Origin of the sequence: Variovorax sp. JS1663 (assembly GCF_002157355.1) — a bacterium.
Lineage (GTDB): Bacteria > Pseudomonadota > Gammaproteobacteria > Burkholderiales > Burkholderiaceae_C > Variovorax.
In genome coordinates, this window is the sequence record NZ_LYMK01000062.1 from 1 (window position 1) to 19790 (window position 19790).

The window sequence follows — 19790 nt, forward strand, 5'->3', positions numbered from 1 at the left end:
CTGGCGGAGGAGGGGAAGGCCTTCCAGGTCGGCGCGTCCGCCGCGCCGTAGGAGACGCAGTTCTTGGTGAACCCGGGCGCCGGGTCTTTGCCGAAGAACTCGGCCGTGCACTGCCCTGCTCCGGCCACCACCTTCTCGACCCGCGCGCTCTGGCGCGTGTACTGGCCGCCGGTGGTCGTGGCCCGGCCGTAGGAGACGCGCGTCGGCGCGCCGACCTGGAAGGCCTTCCCCTCCTCCGCCAGCTTCGTGCCGGCCGCCGGTGCCTGGCCCTCTGGAGGCACGTAGCCGGGCGACTTCGCATAGCAGGCCTTGACTGTCCCGAACACCGGATCCCCGAATACCTCGTTGCTGCAGGTGAAGGTGCCCTGCAGGGTCTTCTGGGCGTACTTGCCGGCGGCGCCGTACTTGACGACGCGCTTGGGCACCAGGTGGTAGGTGCCGCCTTCGTTGGCGACCTTGATCCACTCCGGGCCGAGCGTCTCGGCATGAGCCATGGCGGCGGCCAGAGGCAGGATGAGCGCGATGAGCGAGCGTTTCATGTGATGAGGCTTTCCTGGGGGTAGCCGCCAGAGCCCGGCGGCGGGGCATGAAAAAGCCCGCGCGAGGCGGGCTTGACGGAGGTTGAGGTGGCGGGCAGTGGGGCGGCGCCCGGTAAAATTCCGGACATGGGAAGCTCTAGCGAGTGGTCAGAACAAACGGCAGGCCCAATGCCGCAGACCTCGCAGACCTAGCGCCACACTCGGGCCCCGCGAAATTCAGCGCGCCGGCCAGCCATCGGTCAGGGTTTGGACGTCTGAGGCGTGGCCGTCAGCTGCTCGCGCCAAGTCTTGAACTTCTGCTGTGCACGCTCCGAGTACGTCTGCGAGGGGATTGGCTGGCTCAGGGCTGGCCTTTCCGGGATCGCTGGGCACTGGACGACTTGTGGCGCGACGGATGGCGTCGAGCAGGCGCCCACGCTCAGCAGTAGCGCCGGCAGCAGCTGCCTCAAGTAGTTGGGCACGTTTGCGGCTTTCATTGATCGCTCCGATCAGGTTGGAATTCCAGCGGGCGGCGATGCGCTGGTTCTCGTTGGCGGCTTCAAGCGCGGCCTTCTGGTCTGCGATGACCTGGGCGCTCCACTTCGTCTGCACGCCGTTCGCCCCATCGCTGGAGCCCTTCCAGTAGCCGCCGCCGGCCGCGGCCAGGATGGCGAGCAGGCCGCCAAGCAAGATGTATGGGTTCAGCATGCGAACACCGCGCCGAGGACGATGGCGATGGACAGGGCGAGCCAGAAAGCGATGGGCCAACTCATATCGAGCCCCTGCTGCCCATATTCCCCCTGCCCGCTTCGACGCCGCGGCGGAAGATCTCGCGCGCCAGTTCCATCAGTTCGTCTTGCGTCCAAACTGAGCAGCCCTGCGCCTTGCAAGCGATGGCTTCCTCTTCGGAGACACGAATGCCATCGCGCGGCGTCGCGCAGCCGGCCAGAATGAGCGCGCACAGCGCGGCGGTGATCGAGAACTTGTTCATTGGGCACCTCGTCTGATTTCGTTCCCCCACATGGAATCGGCACCGGCGTCCTGCCATGCAGCGGTCAGCGTGGCCTTCGCGCGCTCCCAGTTGTCGCAGCGCTCGCCCCAGCCGTTCGGCAGCCCTTGCTTGTTCCGGCCGTTGATGCCGACGCAGTAGCCCAGGAAGTCGCCGATGTCGGCCTTGGCGTTGAGCCTGCGCATCTCGACGTAGTCGCCGGCGGACATCCACGCCCATTCCGGCTGCTCGAGCTTTTCGGGCTCGGCCTCGAAGTCCGGGCAAGCGATGCCCTTGGCGCGCAGCCGGTCGCGCAGCGCTACGTAGTTGGCGCGGCCGGTCGTTTGCAGCCCTCCCCTGCCCCGATACCTGGGCCCGTCGCCGGCCTGCACATTCCCGAGGTCCTGGCGTCCCTCGTACCTCAGGAAGTAGCTCTCGCCGCCGAGCTCGCGCAGCGCATTCAGGTGCATGGTCTCTACCGCCACGTTGGCCAGGAACATGCCGGCGCGGTCTGCGGTCTGGTCAATGTCGTAGACCGCCATCGCGTGGTTGATGCCGCTCAGCGAGCGCTCGGCGTTGATCCAGGAGGCGCCGGTGCAGACCATGAGCTGTTCGAGGTCAATCTTCATCGAGGGTCTCCAGGGGCATCGGACCAGTTGCAGATCTCGGAGGCCGGTCACCTCTCCATGCTCGATTGCTGCACAGCAGACCAATGAGCAGCGATGTGGCAATGCAGATCGAACCCCACTCGGGGTACTCTCCCCACCACGGCTGAAGACCGGAGGCCACAGCGCCACCGAGATACCCGGCGTATTCCAGGCGAACCCGCCAAAGCACCCCGTTCTGCATGGCGTTGAGTCGGCACAGGGAAATGAAAACGATCACCCCGCAGATCACGAGGTTCGCCATCGCGAACAGGTAGAGGTCGTTCATTGGCTGCCCCCCTTCCCACGGACGAGGTCGAGGGCGCCGTAGATCACCCGCATGCATTTGCTCAGAAGCTTGGGCCAGTCATCCCCGATGAACCCCACCATCAGGGCGATCGGCGCAACTGTCACACGTGGCGAGAGATCAGGGCGGTAGGCGCTCGCAATAGCCGCGAACCCGACCGTGAGCAGCACAGCGAGGCCGACAACACGCGTGAAGAACCAGATCGCAGCCGTCCGTGTGGTCCTGTCACGCCTGGCCAGCGCGAATGAAGCCCCGATCGTAGAAGCAATGACGATCACCATGTACGGACCCACAACCGCGGCCACTTCATGCGAGAAGAGGATGGCCGCGATGAAGACGAACAGGCCGACGATGTCAACAACAGGAGGTTGATTCACGGTCGGTCCATCCAGATGATGGCCTTATCGAACCAGCCGCGCAGCCAGCGCCAGACACCCCGCAAGAAATCCTTGATCCGATCCATAGTTGGGGCTCCTTGAAAAAGAAAACCCGCCGAAGCAGGTTGGTTGTTGGGTCCAGATCCAACGTCACCAATCGCAGATCTCAAACACTGAGAGCGACGGCTTGATCGTGTTGGAAGAAGCGTTGCTCCGACTCACTGTGTCGTTATTGAAAGTGGTCACTGCAAGGGAGTCGCCGACAAGCACGCCGTCGAAGTTGCCTGATGCGTTCAGGAAGCAAGAGCCGGCAGCATCGACAGGGAGGCTGAGCCACGCCATCGGGTCGTCCTGCGGGTCATCAATGCTGTACCCGCCGGGCACGCTCAACTTTCTGTTGATCACGCCGACCGCCTGTAACTTGCCGACAGTGACGCCGGTGTAGTTGCTAGCACCGGTCACCGAATACGACCCACCTCTGAGGCAACGAATCCAGCCGTTGCTGGTGTCACCCATCGGGGTTGCCAAGCCAGAGGTGTTGTCGTGCACGACCGTGTCCATTGGCATCAGTGTCCATGCGCCGGCGGCGATAGATGTGGTCCCGGCTTTGTTCATGGTGCACTTGAGCGGGATGCTCCGCCCGCCCACCTTCGCCCAGCCAGTACCGTCGCACATGAGAATCGCCGACTCTCGAGCCCACATCCTGCGCGTGGTGGCACCGTCAATCAGTTCACTACCGTTTCCATCGACCGTCACCCAGCGCGTGAGGCCCGGAGCCATGCGCACGCCGACGAACTTTCCAGCGTTCCCCGATGCTGCGGGCAGCGTCACTGTGTAGTCGGCACTCGTGCCAGAGCAGACATGCATGCGACCGAGCGTGAGCGTTGCTGTCGTAGTCACCGAGATCTCTGACGCGGTCAGCACAGACAGCATGTCGCTGCCTCCACCACCCCCACCTCCACCGCCCGCGCCGCCGTAGGCCTGCCGGAAATCGTCGATGGTCGTGATCGTGGACGATCCCGTCACCACCGAGTAGAGCTGCATGAAGTTCGTATCGTCGAGCCAGTCCGTCGTGCCTGTGCTGGCAGAGACATCGCCAGTCGCACGCTCGGCAACGACATAGTTCGTCGTGCTTCCCGTCAGCGACACGGTCCCATTGGCGACGGCCGCACCGTTGAAGTTGCCGCCCAGGTAGGCCAACACCAGGCCGGTCGTCAACGCCGGGTTGATGCCATAGAGCCCGGCCGGCGACACCGAACGGAAGTTCTCGTTCACCCGCTCCTGCCAGTTAAAGGCAGCGGCGATCTGTTGCATGGCTGTGCTCATTCTTGTCTTTCAGTAGTTGGGCGATGGGCCGGTTGGCGGCGTGAACGAAGCTGTGTGCAGAGCGACGCCGTTCAGGATCTCCACCTCGTCAATGAAGCCATCCAGGGAAGCCGTTGGCGTGCTTTCGCCCCAAGTGCCGCCGCTGAAGTTGGCGCCAAGTGCAAGGCCGTAGAGTGGCGTGTACGGGGTCAGGCTGTTTGTCTCGCTCCACACGAGCGACCCGTTGATGAAGCCGCGATAAACGTTGCCATCCCAGGTAACTTCGATGTGATTCCAAGCGCCTACGGTGGCCGTCCCAAGGAGACCGCCAGACGTGAACTCTCCGCCGATGTCGTAGCCAGCATTGTTCGAAGAGCCGGCGAAGTAGACCGACGTGCCATCCCAGACAATCTCATAGCTGGCAAAGTTGAAGCCACCGGCCCGGCACAGAACGACTTGCGAAATCGCCGCTGACGAGTTTGGGAAGAGCCACAGGCTGATCGTGAAATCCGTGGTCAGGTTCAGTGGAGTCGAGGCCGGGAAGAGGACACAGTCGCCGCTTCCGTCGAACACCATCGAGCCGCCGCCGAACTTCGATTGCGCAGCGCTCACTCGCGCATTGCCGAAGAGCTGTGCAGACAGATGCGATGGCCCGTAGTCCAGGATCGTTGTCGGCGTGGCCACGTCGTCGGCGTGGACCAGCAGGGCTGTGTCTTGGTAGTACTGGCTGGACGGCGGTGATGTGTCGTCTTCGAGCGCAACGCCGAGGCCGACCACGTCGCTCAGCTGGTAGACGCGAACGTAGAGCGTCGAGCTGGGCCAGAAGCCCATGGCGGCCTGCTGCGCCGCGATCAGCGCCAGTTCAGGAGAAGTCGTGGTGAAGCTGCCGGCCAGCGTCGTGTAGGCGCTGGAGGTGTAAATCTCGACCAGATAGCGCTCAGAGGCCTCGCCCAGCGGCAGCGTCCCGTACAGGTTGTTCATCGCGAGGCGCGAGCGGCGATCCCAAGATAGAGTGATCGAGTCGGCCGACTGTTCGCGCCTCAAGTTGATCGGGCTGAGTGGCATCACGCCCTGACCAGTGTTCGCGTAGCGCTGCGACGAGACAGATTGCAAGCTCCGTCCCGCGGTGACCGCGCGGTAGCTCTTCGTCGTGCCGATCTCGCCGGCAGACATGTTCGGCCGGAGCATCCCGACAGGCCGCAAAAGCACGAAGATGTCGCCCTCGCCGTGCGTCCCCGTGAATCGCTCCGTCCCGAACTGTCCACGCAGGTGGCGCGTCAGCGCGTATCGACCGTCACCGAGTGCGGTGCCCGTCGCAGATGCGCCGATCTCCCACCGCCCAGGCGCCCCATAGGCCCAGTACTCGCCGCCTCCAGAAAGAAGGACGTCACGCGTGACGCTCTCGAACATGTCGTCACCGAGGTTCACGGTGAGAACGCTTGATTCATCCACGAGCCAAGGAGATGCAGCGCCAATGATGCTTTCCGCGAAGCCGATAGGCGCGGACTGCGATACGGTCCCGCTCGTCGCAAGATTGCTGTCGTCATTGCCAACGAACAACTCGGCGTTGGCCGGCCTCGCCGCGTAACTGTCCATCGCCACATACAGACCGGCGTTATCGTCCTGGTCGCGCAGGATCGGAATGTCGAGGATCTGCGCCCGCGTGGGCGGCGGCAGCGGCACCACGTCTTGCCGAACATAGTCGGTCGCCCCGACAGCCGTCTGCAGGTAGAGTTCCGCGTCCCCCGGCTCCACGCTCCACTCGCACATCACTCCCGTGTCCGTGGAGTTCATCACACGCCACAGCCGATATGTACCACGGGGGTACTCGATGGTCACGCCGTCGCCCGGCGAGACGAAAGCGAACTTGCGCGACACCTTGAGGCTTCGCGTGTTTTGCTGCCGCCAGCGGGCGTACATGATCAACTCGGCCGTGGTGCGCGCGCGATCCGAATTGGTGGCGATCGGCAGTTCGATCAGCAGATCCTCAGATGCCTCCGTGACCTGACGGACCGCGGTCTCCGTGGCGGTCTGGTAGTCGAACATCTCCTCGACGTAGCTCACTGATACGCTGCGCGGGAGATCGATCTCCTGCGTGCGATTCAATGGCATCGGGTCGGGGGTCTCGGAACCATCTTCGGCCTGACCAAGTTCGTCGTAAGAGACGGTGGCGACCGAGACAATGTCTTCATACTTCTTGAAGCGGATCAGGCCATCCTCTTCGACTGCGTAGATCGCGAATGCGGTGAACAGAGGATCGATGTTTGCTCGCGCACTCGCGGGGTTCTGGATCTTGTAGCCGTGGATCGTGTCAGCGCCGATCGTGCTGATGTCGTAGCGCGTCTCCCCGGCGCGCTGGAGCTGGTCCTCGATGATGTCGGAGACAAGCACCTCATCGGTGGTAACGACATTGAAGCGGACAAGCGTGTAAGAATACTCCCCAGTATCCAAAAGTAAATTTGGGCCAAGGACGGCGCTCCGCGTGTTCGAGTAGAACGCTCTGTAGTTCAAATAGTTGGCGTTGGGATAGGCATCCGATCCGTCGCCTTGCCGCGGCCCAACGTCATCGCACAAGAGCACGTAAGCCCCGTTGACCAACTGCCAGATCCCGCCGATTCCATCCGGCGCCAGCACGAGCACAAAGAGGCCGTTCTGGTTGCTGGTGATGAGAGCGACCAGCGAACTCAGGTCGCCGCCATAGAACGGCACAGGGACCGCGGTCTCTTCCCACGTTCCGCCAACCAAGTGGCTTACCGTTGTGCCGTCGATCGACAGCGTGTACATCTCGCCGAGGTGGAACGTGAGAGGCCCCATGCCCGCGGGTGGCCCTGGCACCAGATTCCCATCGAAGACAATGTTGGTGGATGGCGAGCCGTTCCTCGGGACCACGGCAAACCTGCCGGTCACGTCGTCGAAAGCCGCCCACCTGTACCCGTAGATGGTCTCCCCGTCTTCGACAAAGTCCCAGAGGTGAACGCGATCCCCGGAGATCGCGTCAATCCTGTAGAGAGACATGACCTCTTCAACAGGATAGTTGGGCAACTCGAAGACCACGAATGAAGGTTCGCCTCCAACTACAGTGATTGGATCGCTGGGATGGGTATCTGGGTAAACGCTGACCGTGTTCGGCTGGATGTAGTCCTGACCAATACTCCAGGTTCGGACACGCTTTGGATCAGCGGCATACGTAACTGTGTCGGCGATGAAGTGAACTGCCCCTTCCCCATTGGGGATGCCACCCATGAACTGGAGCGGCTCGAGGTCTGTCGGCGCAGCGATGATCTCCCGCTTCTCGACCGCACTGGTCGCGTTCGTCGACAGCACGAACGAGAACTGCGGCACGCGGCCGCCGGGGCAGTCGATGCCCTTCATGGAGATGCAAACCATGCCGCGGTAGGCAGGCACGGAGCCCGGGCCACCTTGGTACACCTCCTCGACCGGGTCGGGCAGCTGGTCCGCGTGCCCTTGGTACATGGTGAAGAACGCGAATAGGTTCTCTTCGGTCGCCAGCGCCGAAGCGACGGGGATGCCGGAGCGGAAGTCCCACTGCAGTTTCCCGTCGCGAAACACTTGCAGGAGTTGGACCTCCGAGCCGTCCCGTGGCGTCTCGCACAGCGCGACTCTCATCTGCACGAAATAGGTGTAGGTCGTACTCTCCGCGCCGCCGCCCTTCCCTGACCCTTGCGTCGTCGCGAACTCGATCTTGTCGGTGGACCAAACTACGTTACCGCCGATGCGCTCAGTGCCGTAGAGGATCGGAATTCCGGCACCGTATGTGCTGACCTGGACCTTGAGATCGTCCAGCCGCGGGCCTTCAGTCTTTTCCTTCGGCGTGAGCAGGCCGCCGACCAGCGAGCCGACGACAAAGCCGAGCTGTGGGTAGCCAAAGAACGACCCAACCACCCCTCCGACTACGCCCAAGACCGACTGCATGCTCATGCGGTCACTCCTGGGTAGCGGAAGCAGCCGATCACGCTGGCGCGCGCGTACTGCAGATAGATGTCGTTGAACTGCGCCTCCACCACTTGGCGCGGGTGGCGCGCCTGCGAGTGGATCATGGTCAGGACGCCGGGCGCTGGCTTGTAGTCGCCGATGATCCCGATGTGGGGGTTGCCGCTGCACGACAGCACAACGACGTCACCCACTCGCAGATCCGCGCGCGCGACCTCGACGAGATGCTCGCGGCACAGCGACAGCATTTCAGCGGGCGAGGAAAGGCGCGGGTAGTCGGTCTTATCGAACTGCGTGAGTCCCAGATCGTGAGCGACCTTAATCACCAGCCCGGCGCAGTCCATCGCGTCATCGCGGCGCCCCTGGTGGGACCACTTTGCCCCGAGATACTTCCGAGCTGCGGCGACGATGTCGGGCCCAGAAACAGGAGGGGCTCCCGCAGGAGCCCCGAACTCAAGTGCGCCCAGAGGAGCGCCCGCTATCCAGTTCATAGGTTCGTGCCCTCCGTCCCGCCCAAGCCAAGCACCTTGTCGGAACCCGGCACCAGCGGGAAGCCGCCGAAGTTGTTCCCGTTGTTCCACTTCGTCTTGCAATCCTCTTCCCAACGCTTCCTGCAGCCTGGCGTGACAGAGTAGGTGTCACCGATGGCTGGATTGAACGGGAGCGGGAGGTGCAGCGTGAACACGTCGGAGGCATAGGCGTAGACCTCCATCTGGAAGCCCTCGTTCTGGCCACTGTTCATCGTGAGCACGCCGGCCCCGAAGTAGTCGTCGCTCTCCGTCCGGCTGCTGTCCGTGAACTGGCGCAGGCTCGTCACCGACGTGATGCTGCCCGTGACGCGCAAAGCCTCCACGTCGAAGCGGCATGTGTCTGGATCGCCGAACTTCCAAGGGCAGCCCTTCGTGAAGACCCGGCCAACAACCTTCTGCAAGGATTGCGTGAGCCCGCGGACCTCGGCATTGAATGCGGTCCGGCCCGCTTTGACATCGCCGATGTTCCCGCTCTGCAACGCGAGAATGCCCATCGACAGGTCACGGTAGTTCACCTCGAAGACGGAGACGAAGGCGCCATCCCACAGGCCGGCGAAAAGTTCTTCCTCGTCGACGCTCTCTGCTGCCATGGCGCCGTTAACTTCGGAGTTCGCGACCGCGGCCGTCGCTTCCTGGCTGATGGCCGTTGGGTTGAGCCCCTCCTTGGAGCGGTAGACCTCGCTGTTGATGAGGAGGTCGCGCGCGCAAGTTGTGACCGTCACTACCTCACCATCGCGACGCTCAAAGCGCCAGCAGCGGGCGATGGTCGTCGAGCCCAAGGCGTAGTGGGCCTTGAGTGCAACCGAGATCGTCTTGCTCATGCTTCTCGGATCTCGATGAGGAGAATTGAGTTGCCAGAGATCAGCCGATCATCGTCCTCGCCGGGCTTCACAAGATCCCAGTTCATGTCGTCGTCGGCAAACTGCACCGGAACGTAGAACGAGCCGGCCCACGTGAGGGCCTCGTCCGGCTGTGGGTACTTTTTGCCCGTGCCGGCGGCCGTGATCGTCTTGCCGGCCGTGTTCGTGGCAAGCGTGTACACGGCACCAGCAATGTTGGTGATCTCGTGGCTGAGATTGTTGAGCAACGACGCATCGGCGCCGGTGAGGTCCTGAAGCCAGAGGCGGCCACCGACGACAAGCCCGGACAGCGCAGCGGCGAGCGTCACCTGAGTCGTTGCGCCGACGCTTACGGAGTTCACGTTCTGCGAGGAGTCCGCCACGAAGGTCACATATACCGGCGCCGCACTGAGCGACGCGTTGCCGGGCGAGGCGCCGAGCGTGACCGGTGTGCCGCCGCGGTAGAGCGACGGCGTGCCATTCGGACGTGTGCGGACGATGGCCTTGGTCCGTGTCGAGCTCGCAGCCTTCTTGAGTTGGCGCAGGCCGTACAGCGGCGTGCCGTTGCCAAACCCTGGGGTCCCGAACTCGACGCCAGCCATGTAACCCTGCATCGCGCCGTTGGCCTGCGTCACCGAGGAGTCCTTCGGGTCCTTCAGGAGCATTCCATAGGCGCCCGCGTCGGTGACCTCGTACAGGCCCTCAATCTCGGCCCAGAGCGCAGGTTCCATCGCCACCACACCCACCAGGTACTCGCGCAGGGTCCGGTCGTTCACGACATTGACCGTCGCGTAGCCGCCTTGGTTCACGGTTCGATCGTTCTTCCGGCGTTGCTTGCCAGACGCGCCGGCCGCCGCCAGCACGCACTCCGGGACGATCACATCCTCAAGAACCACGATACCGCTCATGCGTTCCTCCGTGCGCGTTCCACGGCCATCCCTGCCGATCGAGCTGCCTGATCAGCAGTCTTTCGCGATGTGCCCTCGGTGAAGTACTGGTTGAGGTGGAGGGTCATGCCAGCCTTTGCGGCCTTCAGCGGCGTCACCTGTCCCCCTTGGTTGCCCATCATCAACATGGTCTTGTTGCCGACGGTGAGCAGTTCAGGTGCGTTCTCGGCGACCTCGTACATGGAGCCGGCATTCGCTGGGCCGCCGAAGGCGCGGCCGGCGAAGTTGTTGGTGTAGCGGAACAGCCCATCCAGGCCGGCCCCGGAGGCATTCGCGAGCGAAGTCGCTGCGCCGTTCGAGAGACCGCCGAAAGCGCCGGCGATACCTGTGAACAGCGAGTCCAGGAGGCCAGCACCACCACCTCCGAGACCGCCGCCGCCGGCGCCGCCGAGCGAGAAGCTCGCCTGGTTCGCAGCTTCCGCGAGGCTCACCAGCGATGTCGCCGCGGTGTTCGATGTCGTGGCGACGCTGGCCAGGCCAGTGCCGGCGCCCGCGCCGCCGCCCGACTTCGACCCACCCAGGCCTAGGAAGCCGAGCCAGTTCTCGCCGGTGCTTTTGTTGCTGGTCAGGCCGCCGAGGAACTTGCCGATCAGCGAGTCCTGGTCCTTCAGGCTCCCCTGCAGCCATTCGGCAATCGGCTTCGTGATCTGTTGCTCAACGATGCCGCGGGTGATCTGCTCGGCGATGCGCTTGCCGATGTCTTTGAAGCTGCTGCCCTTGTCGCCCATGATGGCGCCGGTGATGCCGTCGGTGATGCCTCCGAGCGTGTTGGTCACGAGGCCTTGCGCTCGCTGCGAAGCGTTGTCGATCTCGTCGATGTAGTTGGCAAGTGCCGTCGTCGCGCCATTGCGCCAATCTTCCTGCTTCGACTTCAGGTCGGCGAAGTACTTCTCCTGGCTCGCGAGGGCGGCCTGCAGTGCATCGTTGATGCGCTGCGCCTGCTCTTCGTACTTCTCGGCTGCCAGAGGACCAGCCTTTGCCGCCTCCTCATTGTTCTGCTTGCGCAGCCGGTCGAACTCCCGACGGATTGAGCGCTGCGCTTCGATCTGCCGCTGCGCACGGTCGCCCTGCCCGAAGGCGCCCAGTTCGCGCTCGTACTGCTCGTTCCTGCTGGTCTGGGCAGATTCGATGGAGCGGTTCATCGCCTCCGTCGCGCGCACGTAGTCCTCGGCCAGTTTCTTCTGCTTCTCGGCTTCTTTCGTGGCCTTCTCGCGGGCCTTGACCTCGTTCTCAAGAGAAACATTCAGCTCGCGCTGCACGCGCCCGCGATCCGCGTCGGCCAATATGCTCTTCTGGTCGGCCGTCAAGATCTTTTTTTCCTTCAAGTCGGCGATAAGTTGGTTGTAGCGTGCAAGTTCCTTCTGCGACGCAGTCAACTTCTCCGACTGCGTGAGTTGCTCGCGCAGCGAAGCCTCGATCTCTCGCTGCTGCTGCAGATCGCGTGTCGCAGCATCGTCCTGGAACGCCTTCGCCTTTGGACCCTTGGGGTCCTTGTACTTCTCGTTGATATTCGCGACACGCTTGTTGTACTCCTCGCTGCTGAGGCCAACCAACTTCGCGTCGCGGTCGAGTTGCTTGATCTCATCGGCGCGTTGCTCGGCCCTGCTGCGCGTGGCCTTCTTCTGGTCGTCGAGGCGCTTGCGCGCGTCGATCTGCATCTTGTTGGTGATGGCCTGCTCGCGATCGAGCGCGGCTTGGGTTGCCTCGGAGCGGGCAGCGAGGCGGCGCGTCTCGGCCGCGGCCTCGCGGTCTGCATCGCTCGTCGTGGCGTTGTTGATGAGGCCGCGGAGGCCGCGCCCGATCTCCCCGGGGCCAAGAATGCCCGGCAGCAGTGCGGCGGCGCTCCATCGCGGCATGGCATTCTCGCCGGGCCCGTCCGGCCGGCCGATACCCAGGATCTGGTCCCAGCCTTCCTTCGCCACGTCGGACACGGCGCGCCACGCGCGCTGGATGATCCCGAGGTTCGCCTCCAGCTTGGCGGTGCGCTTGTCCATCGCGTCTGCGTAGGCGTTCTGCGCGATCGACGCGGCCTCCTGCTCGCGCCCGTTCTCCTGGGCTGCCTTGATCTGGTCGTAAACGGCCAGCGTCAGGTAGTTCATGCTCTCGTTGAGCTTCTCGCTTGCCTTGACCGGGTCCTTACCGAGCTCGGCGAACTGCTTCGCGGTGTCGTCGATGCTGGTGCCAATGGTGCGGTTGACGCGTACGGCAGTGGCGCCGAACTTCTCGAGGTCGGTACCGGCGACTTGCCCCGTCGCCGCGAGCGTGGCGAGGGCCTCGGAGGCTTGGTGCTGGGTGCCCACAATCCCGTCGATGTTTCGGGCCATGATCTGCAACTGCGCCGTCGTCGTGCCGGCGATGTTGCCGGTCAGCACCAGCGCCTTGCGGTACTCGTCGGTTTCCTTGGAGCCCTGGGCGTAGGCAACTCCCAGCGTCGCCACCGCTGCAGCCACCAGCGTGTAGGGATTGATGAGGCCAAGCAGCGCGCCGCCCAAGGCCCTCGCCGCGGGCACCACGCCGCCGAACATGTCCTTTAGCTGGCCGCCCTGCTGTAGCAGCACCGTCAGCGGCGCCTGGCCGCCTTGCAGCGACGTGACGATGTCGGTCAGCTGCGCCGGCACCCCGCGCAGCGCCGCGGCATTCTGGGCTGCGCTGATGCCGTAGCGGTTGAGTTGGGCGCCGTTGCTGCGCAGCGCGGCCTCCTGGGCCTTGATCGCCGCGATTTGGGCCTGGACTTGGGTGGTGATGCCGGCCTGCGCCGCCCTGAACTCCAGGACCTCGCCTCGGCTTTTCCCCACGGTGTTGGAGTAGCTGTTGATCGTCGAGATCAGACGTTCCTGCTCGCGCGTGAGCTGCGACGAGGTGATGCTGGCCTCGCGATTCGCCTTGCTCAGCGCAGCGCCCGCCTTCGCGCCTGCGCCGGCAGCCACCTGCTCGAAGCCCTTGACGGCTTGCGTCGCTTGCGCAATGCCAGCGCTGACGCCAGAGGCATCCGCGCTGACCTCGATGACTGCCTGACCGATCACATCCGCCATATCACTCCCCTCGGGCCGCCTTGCCCGTCATTCGGTTCTTCAGGTGCTTGGCGCCCTTTACGGTGCCAGCGGTCTCATCGAGCCGGCTCTGTAGGAAGGCTTCGTCGAGCGCGCGCAGCGTCTGCACTTCCCACGGCTGCGGCGTCATGCGCTTCAGTTGGAAGTACGCCCAGACATCTATCCAGGAGATCGCGTTGATGCTGAAGCCAGCGCCGCGGGCGCCGCTGAGGTCCTGGTACCAATCCCAAATGTGGGCGGTCTCGCGGGGCAATTCGGGCAGTGAAGCAAGCTCCGGCGCCACGATGCCCGTCTGGTCCCGGATCTCGATCAGCAGCTTGAGCCGGGTCTTGCCCGTCTTCGGGTCGGGCCTGGACAGCGCGAAATGCGCGCGGGCGAACTCAAGCAGGGCCTCCGTCAGGCCCCGTCGAAATTTGCTTCGTTCTCGATGGCGTTGAGCAGGCGACGGGCCCAGTTCGGCCGCGCCTTGAGCACGCGCGCGAGACTCTCGCGGTTGAAGGCGGCTGGCTGTCCGCCCGACTCGAAGCCGAACCAGTCGACCGTGCACGCGAAGATCACCATGTCGCGCCGCGCATCGCCGCCGTCGACCGCGATGGCAGCGCCCTCGTCGGTCTTCATGTCGGTCGGGACCTTCCGGATGTTCGCTTCCTTGATGTTCAGGATCTGGATGTCGCGCTCGACCTTGTTGTACTGGTCGCTGCCCGGGCCCACCACCTTGAAGCCAACCGGATCGCCGGGGATCGGCTTGCCTTCGGCGTCCTTGGCCTCGTTGTGGCCGACGATAACGTCGAAGGTGTTGTTCGTGGATTGCTCAAGGGCATCGATGTCGAATTTCATGGTTGCTTCTGGTGGTTGAGGGTCGGGTCCGGCTCGCCGCCTGAGGCGGTCACTGCCGAGAGAAGGTGCGCACGCCACTCGCTGGCCATCGGCGCGTCGTGGTGTGCGGTGAATGCGGGGATGCCGGCCGTGAAGTGCACGAGCTTGGCCTCCGGGTTCTCGCCGTGCTCGTCGGCGAGCCAGTTCCATTCCGGCGGCAGCGCGCCGATGCGGTCGTCTGGCACGAAGCGCAGCTGCAGCAGGTGCATGGCGTCGGCGCGCGCCACGTACTCGGGCGTCAACTGGCGCCAGGCGAAGTGCGCGCAGTTGATCAGCATGACGCTCGCCCACTGCTTGCGCTCGTAGTCGCGGTTGTCGGCTTCCATCGGCGTGCCGCAGTACTTGCGCGGGTGCCGCGTCTGGTAGTCGTGCTTCACGACCTGGACGGCCATCCGGGCGTCGGCCAGCGCCAGGATCTCGCTCACGTCGGAGCGACTCAGCATGTCGTTGCCGTCGACGAAGAGCGCCCAGCCCTCCCACTGCTGCATCCACGGCACCAGGAAGCGTCGGAAGGTGAAGGCGTTCGACCCTTCCGGCTGGTTCCCGATCGCCATGCGGGTGATCGGCGTCAGCGATACCGGCTCACGCGCGTGGGCGATCACCGAGCGGACGAACACGGTGGTACCGGCCTCCGCACGCTCGTCGTGGCCGAAGAAGACGTTGAGCATGCGAGGTCAGTTCGCCTTGCGGGCCTCGAGCCGGAAGTCGCGGATGTTGCGGCCGACCGGGTGCCACACCGTCGGCTTCTCGACGATGTCGGTGAAGCCTGCCGACTTGACGATCGGCTTCAGCGTGGCGAAGGTGTACGCCCAGCGGTGCAGCATGTACGGGTCCTGCGACCGGTCGTCGCCGAACAGGCCCCACATGCCGAGCTGGTCGGGGTGCTTCGGCCCGGCCAGCCCATCGAGGATATTCCGGCAGCACTTGGCCAAGTCGGGTAGTTCGAGAATCAGCCTCCCGTCCGCGGCGAGCAGCCGGTTCCACTCCAGCAGCGCCGTCTTCAGTTCCCAAGGAAGGATGTGCTCAACCAGGTGGATCGCGAGCACCTCGTCGGCGCAGCCTTCCTCGAGCGGAATCTGGTGAGCGGGCGCCACAATGTCGGCGGCGGAGCGGGCCACGGCGTCGATGCCGGTGTAGCCAGGGAGCCGGCGCAGACCGCAGCCGACGTTCAGTTTCAAGCGCATGCGATTTCCTTCGCGAAGGCCCATGCCTGGGCGGCCTCCGCTGGTTTCCATTGCCAGTAGGCGAGCCGCTTCAGGAACTCGAGGCGGTTCTCGCGGGTGAACTCACGGCCGTGCAGCCACATCGCGGCGCCGTCCTCGGCTTCGAAGGGCACGCCGGCGATTGCGGCGTCGATCGCCACGTTGGAATGCCGGCACACCACGAGCGAGGCGCCGCGCAGCAGGTCGCTGATCGAGGATGTCGGGTCGACGTCGCAGGCCAGCCGGAGCTCGTCGGCACCCTTGGGCCGGAAGATCACCCGGCGGCCGGGAAAGCGGCGCTGCACCGATTCGAACGCCCGCTGCTCCCAGTTCTTCAGCTTCAGGTAGGCGCGCGACTTGTGCCCCAGACCGATCAGCAGGATCGGGCCGCTCGGGTCGGCGTCCTCGCGCAGCTTCGCGCTCAGCTTCTCCAGCCGGCTCGGATCGCTCGGCGTCTTCTCCAGCCACTGCGGCGGGTGGTCGGTGTCGATCGACATCCGGAGGTGGCCGCCCTTCTTCTCACGGTCGATGTACCCCAGGTCCCACACCAGCGCCCGCCCGCCGGCCGCGAGTTGCGCGCGGCGCGCGGCATCGTGCTCCTTTGCCCCGACGCCGAACAGGATCAGCCAGTCGCTGCCGCCCTGGTACCGGTGCGTCTCATTGACGGTGTCCCCGGCCGCGCGCGCCGCGGCGGCCAGTGCTGCCAGCATAGGGTCGGCGGCCCTGGCCACCCGATGGCCCCTCAGAAGCTCGACCGTAGCCATTCCAGATACCTCGTTGCGATGGAGTCGAGCGACGGGGCTGCGGCCTTAAGGCGTCGCGAAGCCGCGAAGCGCTCCTGGCTGCTTTCCAGGGCGTCGAACGCCTTCGTCAGTTCCTCGGGGGTGTCGGCCCACCGCTCGGCGCCGCACTGCGTTTCCAGGTAGCCGGCCTCGCGGTTGCAGACGACAGGCGTCCCGCTGCCCTGTGCGTTGGCCAGCTTCACGTTCGATTTCCAGTGCCGCGGCGCGTAGCCGCCACAGTCGCGCAGCGCCAGCACGACGTCGAGGTCGGCCAGCTCCTGCGGGTTGATGACGAACTTCCAGCCGCGGCGCTCGCACTCGGCTTCCGCGACGGCGCGCCACTTGCCGAGGTATTGCTCGCCGCCTTCGTAGCCCACGACCTTCAGCGGCCTGATCGGGTTCATCCTGAGACCGGGGCGCGCGTGGTGCGGCAGCCACAGCACTGGCACGCGGAAGCGCTCGCAGTCCTGCGCCATCTGCTCCGTCGCTGCCACGATGCCGGCCGGGCGAATGCGCGCGACCATCTCCTCAAGCCAGGCCCTGCAGCGCTTCTCGTCCCAGTCGTTGCCCGCCGGTTGCGGCCAGGCGTCGACGACGTCCCAGATCACCCTCGTGCCGGCGCGCCGCAGGCGCTCGAGCAGTTCGGTGTCAGGCCGCTTCACCAGGATGGCCAGGTCGTACGGCGCGACGTCCAACGCCAGCGGCCGCACATCGGCGCTGAGCGTGCGCCCAAGCTGTTCGCCGCGAATCTGCCAACTGCCCGACGTGCCGCGGCCTGTAAAGAGCAGATTCATAGCCGTCCGAACCCAACTGTCTCGGTGCGGCTGAAGTACGGATGGTCGTTCCGCTTGATCGTCGGCGCCTTGGGCCCATCGGTCAGTTCGTTGCTGGCGAGCATGAGCGCCGTCCACTCCACCTCCGGGAACAGTTCGCGGACGCCGTCCGGCGTCATGCGCCAGTAGTCGCTCGGGTACCCATGGATGCGCCAGCAGAACGGAACGGTGCAGAAGATCGTCGCGCCGGGCGCCATCAGCCGCTGGATGTTCGCGGCCAGCAGCCACGGCCGGCGCGAGTGCTCCAGCACGCTCATGCACTCGACGTGATCGAACTGCCCAACGTCGCCCGGCAGATCTCGCTCCAAGTCCAGCACCAAGTCGACGCCGGGACCTTCCAGCATGTCAACGCCGACGACGTCCGCGTAGCGCTGGCGCCGGTCTTCCTTGTCCTCGTAGACGTGCGAGCCCACGATCAATGTCCGCCCCTCGCGCGGCCGCACGTGCTCGCGCTCAAAGCGTGCAGTCGCGGAGTCGGGTGAAGGCCGTACCGTTCTCAACTTCATCGGAACTCCACATGGCCCACGCGAGCCGGCGGAACATGGCCAGCCGGTCGGCGTCGTCTCGCTTCGGCTCTGCGCCGAACTCCGCCAGCGGCCGCGCCGCGCGCGCGCCGATCCAGCGATCGAATGCGTGCCAGACCGGCACGCCCAGAATCAGCGCCTTCAGGGCCGCCGCGCTGTGGAAGGTGACCACCGCCGCGGCGTCCTTCAGGTCTTCGGCAAGTGGAACGCGCGGTGCATCGGCGCCAGGGTGCTGCCGAATGCGGCCGCCGATGCGGCTCTGCGCGTCGGACGCCCAGTTCGGCGGCGAGGCGATGCCCGGCTCGCCGATGCCTCGCTGCGCCAGGATCACCGTCTCGCGTCCGCCCGCGCGCCATGGCGCAAGCTCCACATTCCATGCATCCCAGCGCTCGGACCCGCCGTCCGGCCACGTGCCAGCGCCGGCGTGGTGGCCCCAGGCCATCGCGAACCACTTCAGGCCGCGCCACTCCTTGCCGAGGTAGCCGTTCTCGCAGACCAGGACGCGGGCGCCGGCGATCTCGAACCGCTGGGCCTCCAACTCGCGCGAGGCGGTGCGATTCCAGATCACCAGGATGTCGCCCGGGCCCGGCTGGCCGATGCGCGGCTCGATTTCGTAGCCGGCCGCGCGCAGCCCGGCCAAGAACGCCGGCTTCCGGTAGTTCGGGCCGTCCGGCAGGGAGCACTGCGCGCGCATCAGACCGGGTCGACTTCCTCGGTGGCGCCCGTCAGGCGGAAGTTGTAGGTCGCGGTGACCACCCCGTCGACAGCAGCCGACCAGGATCGCTGCGCCACCAGCGCGAGCGTGCGAAAGATCGAGCCGTCTTCGAAATCGACCTCGACAAGGCGCGTTTTCTTGTCGGCGGCAGCGGTGCGGATGACGTTGTGCGCCGCGTTCCCCTGTTTCCAGTGGCCGGTGACGGTCATCGTGCCGCTGTCCTCCAGCCCCAGGCGGAACTCCTTGGCCGTCGAACAGAAGGTCGTGACGTCGTTCTCGGTCGCGGTGCCGCCCTGGTACTGGATCTCGCGGCCGATGCAGTCAAGCACCGCAGATGCAGGGGACGGGCTCTGGCTGAGTTCCGTCACCTCGTTGTTCGAGATGCGGATCGACAGGCCCTGGACGAGTAGTACTTCGGATGGCATAGCAGCTTCCTTTCGGGAACGAAAAAGCCGCCCGAAGGCGGCCGGTTGAAATGCCCGGAAAGGGCGGGGACGAAACTCAGGTGGTTGCCCACCAGATGGAGAAATCCTGTCGGGCGCCGAAGGTGCGCGTGTCGTAGCCTTCGACCCACTCGCGCTCGCTCAGCGCGACGCCGCGGAAAGTGGCCTGATCGCACACGACCGCCTTGACCTGCGCCATGAGGGCATCGGCCTCGATCTGGGTCTTCGCCCAGACGTTGAATTGAAAGCGGCCGTTCTCCTTGCCGGGGACGCCGCAGAAGGTGTTGACCGGCTGCCCGCCGGCGCGCTGGAGCGTGAGGTACGGCATCGGCGTGCCCTGGTCGGCGCGCAGCGGCCACGCGCCGCCAGTGAACAGCGGTGACAGGGCAGTGATCAGCGCGGGCACGGTCATGGCTGCAGTTCCGTCATCAGTTCCTTCAGGCGCTCACCCATGCGCAGCCGCGCGGCGGTCACCGCAGCCTGCTTCTTCGCATCCCAAGTCGGCCGGACGTAGGGCTTCGCCGGAATCCACTTCGGCGTTGCCAGCCGTTCCTTCGTTGCCGCGAGGCGGCCATTCGGCAGCTTGACGACGACGTTGACCTGCCAGTGCCCGAACTCGACCTGATGCCAGTGCGGCGCCTTGCTCTTGTTCGGGCCCACGAAGTAGGTCTGCCTATTCGGTGTCGAGCCCTTGTCGTCGTGGTAGTGGTAGATCGACTGGAACAACTCGCCAGACTTCACTGGCACTCGCTGCCGCATCTCGGTGTAGAAGACCAGCGCGCCAGCGCGCGCCGCCGATCGCAGCACTTTTTCCTTGATCCCAGCCTCCAGGGCGGCCAGCGATTCTGTGACGTTGCTGACGACGTTGATGCCGATCGTGTCCTTCTGGTAGAGCGATGGACCGGACGGCCGAGTGCCACGGCCGCCGCGTCGCCGGAGGTTGCGCCCATTCGCCACCG

22 protein-coding genes and 1 pseudogene are annotated in these 19790 nt (G+C 65.0%); all 23 read right to left on the reverse strand.

Annotated elements, in window-relative coordinates; genetic code table 11:
* A pseudogene (locus tag A8M77_RS31355) lies at positions 1-539 on the reverse strand (hypothetical protein); the annotation flags it as partial.
* A 216-nt stretch (positions 540-755) separates the two neighbouring features.
* Positions 756-1226 carry a DUF2514 family protein gene (locus tag A8M77_RS35745; protein ID WP_143694834.1) on the reverse strand — a complete coding sequence of 157 codons (471 nt, stop codon included), beginning with the start codon at positions 1224-1226 and terminating at the stop codon, positions 756-758.
* A 61-nt stretch (positions 1227-1287) separates the two neighbouring features.
* Entirely contained in the window at positions 1288-1509 is a 222-nt protein-coding gene (locus A8M77_RS31365; protein ID WP_086925387.1) for a hypothetical protein, read from the reverse strand.
* A complete protein-coding gene (locus A8M77_RS31370) occupies positions 1506-2135 on the reverse strand; it encodes a glycoside hydrolase family 19 protein (protein WP_086925388.1) in 630 nt (209 codons plus the stop codon). The genes A8M77_RS31365 and A8M77_RS31370 overlap by 4 nt, the downstream gene beginning before the upstream one ends.
* On the reverse strand, positions 2125-2439 hold the full coding sequence (locus tag A8M77_RS35750) for a hypothetical protein (RefSeq protein ID WP_143694835.1): 315 nt from the start codon (positions 2437-2439) through the stop codon (positions 2125-2127). Before A8M77_RS35750 ends, A8M77_RS31370 begins: the two co-directional genes overlap by 11 nt.
* Positions 2436-2834: a hypothetical protein gene (locus A8M77_RS31375; protein ID WP_086925389.1), complete on the reverse strand. Its 399-nt coding sequence runs from the start codon at positions 2832-2834 to the stop codon at positions 2436-2438. Before A8M77_RS31375 ends, A8M77_RS35750 begins: the two co-directional genes overlap by 4 nt.
* 150 nt (positions 2835-2984) lie before the next feature.
* Positions 2985-4148, reverse strand: a complete 1164-nt coding sequence (locus A8M77_RS31380; protein WP_143694836.1) for a hypothetical protein — start codon at positions 4146-4148, stop codon at positions 2985-2987.
* A 21-nt stretch (positions 4149-4169) separates the two neighbouring features.
* Positions 4170-8078: a phage tail protein gene (locus tag A8M77_RS31385; RefSeq protein WP_086925391.1), complete on the reverse strand. Its 3909-nt coding sequence runs from the start codon at positions 8076-8078 to the stop codon at positions 4170-4172.
* Positions 8075-8581: an NlpC/P60 family protein gene (locus A8M77_RS35755; RefSeq protein WP_143694837.1), complete on the reverse strand. Its 507-nt coding sequence runs from the start codon at positions 8579-8581 to the stop codon at positions 8075-8077. Before A8M77_RS35755 ends, A8M77_RS31385 begins: the two co-directional genes overlap by 4 nt.
* Complete coding sequence (locus A8M77_RS31395; RefSeq protein ID WP_086925393.1) at positions 8578-9441, reverse strand: DUF2163 domain-containing protein; 864 nt, start codon at positions 9439-9441, stop codon at positions 8578-8580. The genes A8M77_RS35755 and A8M77_RS31395 overlap by 4 nt, the downstream gene beginning before the upstream one ends.
* A complete protein-coding gene (locus tag A8M77_RS31400; RefSeq protein WP_086925394.1) occupies positions 9438-10367 on the reverse strand; it encodes a hypothetical protein in 930 nt (309 codons plus the stop codon). Before A8M77_RS31400 ends, A8M77_RS31395 begins: the two co-directional genes overlap by 4 nt.
* A complete protein-coding gene (locus tag A8M77_RS31405; RefSeq protein WP_086925395.1) occupies positions 10364-13438 on the reverse strand; it encodes a phage tail length tape measure family protein in 3075 nt (1024 codons plus the stop codon). The genes A8M77_RS31400 and A8M77_RS31405 overlap by 4 nt, the downstream gene beginning before the upstream one ends.
* A gap of 1 nt (position 13439) precedes the next feature.
* The gene (locus tag A8M77_RS37540; protein ID WP_443273237.1) at positions 13440-13910 is read right to left on the reverse strand and encodes a phage tail assembly chaperone; all 471 of its coding nucleotides are present in this window, start codon (positions 13908-13910) and stop codon (positions 13440-13442) included.
* Entirely contained in the window at positions 13853-14293 is a 441-nt protein-coding gene (locus A8M77_RS31415; protein WP_086925397.1) for a hypothetical protein, read from the reverse strand. The genes A8M77_RS37540 and A8M77_RS31415 overlap by 58 nt, the downstream gene beginning before the upstream one ends.
* Positions 14290-15000 carry a hypothetical protein gene (locus tag A8M77_RS31420; RefSeq protein ID WP_086925398.1) on the reverse strand — a complete coding sequence of 237 codons (711 nt, stop codon included), beginning with the start codon at positions 14998-15000 and terminating at the stop codon, positions 14290-14292. The genes A8M77_RS31415 and A8M77_RS31420 overlap by 4 nt, the downstream gene beginning before the upstream one ends.
* 6 nt (positions 15001-15006) lie before the next feature.
* Positions 15007-15516 (reverse strand): class I SAM-dependent methyltransferase, encoded by a 510-nt coding sequence (locus A8M77_RS31425; protein ID WP_086925399.1) that lies wholly within the window; start codon positions 15514-15516, stop codon positions 15007-15009.
* On the reverse strand, positions 15507-16298 hold the full coding sequence (locus A8M77_RS31430) for a hypothetical protein (RefSeq protein ID WP_143694840.1): 792 nt from the start codon (positions 16296-16298) through the stop codon (positions 15507-15509). Before A8M77_RS31430 ends, A8M77_RS31425 begins: the two co-directional genes overlap by 10 nt.
* Positions 16277-17110, reverse strand: coding sequence for a hypothetical protein (locus tag A8M77_RS31435; RefSeq protein WP_086925401.1), 834 nt, complete (start codon positions 17108-17110; stop codon positions 16277-16279). Before A8M77_RS31435 ends, A8M77_RS31430 begins: the two co-directional genes overlap by 22 nt.
* A complete protein-coding gene (locus tag A8M77_RS31440; RefSeq protein ID WP_143694841.1) occupies positions 17107-17562 on the reverse strand; it encodes a class I SAM-dependent methyltransferase in 456 nt (151 codons plus the stop codon). Before A8M77_RS31440 ends, A8M77_RS31435 begins: the two co-directional genes overlap by 4 nt.
* 40 nt (positions 17563-17602) lie before the next feature.
* The gene (locus A8M77_RS31445) at positions 17603-18313 is read right to left on the reverse strand and encodes a hypothetical protein (protein ID WP_143694842.1); all 711 of its coding nucleotides are present in this window, start codon (positions 18311-18313) and stop codon (positions 17603-17605) included.
* A 53-nt stretch (positions 18314-18366) separates the two neighbouring features.
* Positions 18367-18813, reverse strand: coding sequence for a phage tail tube protein (locus tag A8M77_RS31450; protein WP_086925404.1), 447 nt, complete (start codon positions 18811-18813; stop codon positions 18367-18369).
* Between the two features lie 76 nt (positions 18814-18889).
* Positions 18890-19243 (reverse strand): DUF3168 domain-containing protein, encoded by a 354-nt coding sequence (locus A8M77_RS31455; RefSeq protein ID WP_086925405.1) that lies wholly within the window; start codon positions 19241-19243, stop codon positions 18890-18892.
* Positions 19240-19788, reverse strand: coding sequence for an HK97 gp10 family phage protein (locus A8M77_RS31460; RefSeq protein WP_086925406.1), 549 nt, complete (start codon positions 19786-19788; stop codon positions 19240-19242). Before A8M77_RS31460 ends, A8M77_RS31455 begins: the two co-directional genes overlap by 4 nt.
* Between the last annotated feature and the right edge of the window lie 2 nt (positions 19789-19790).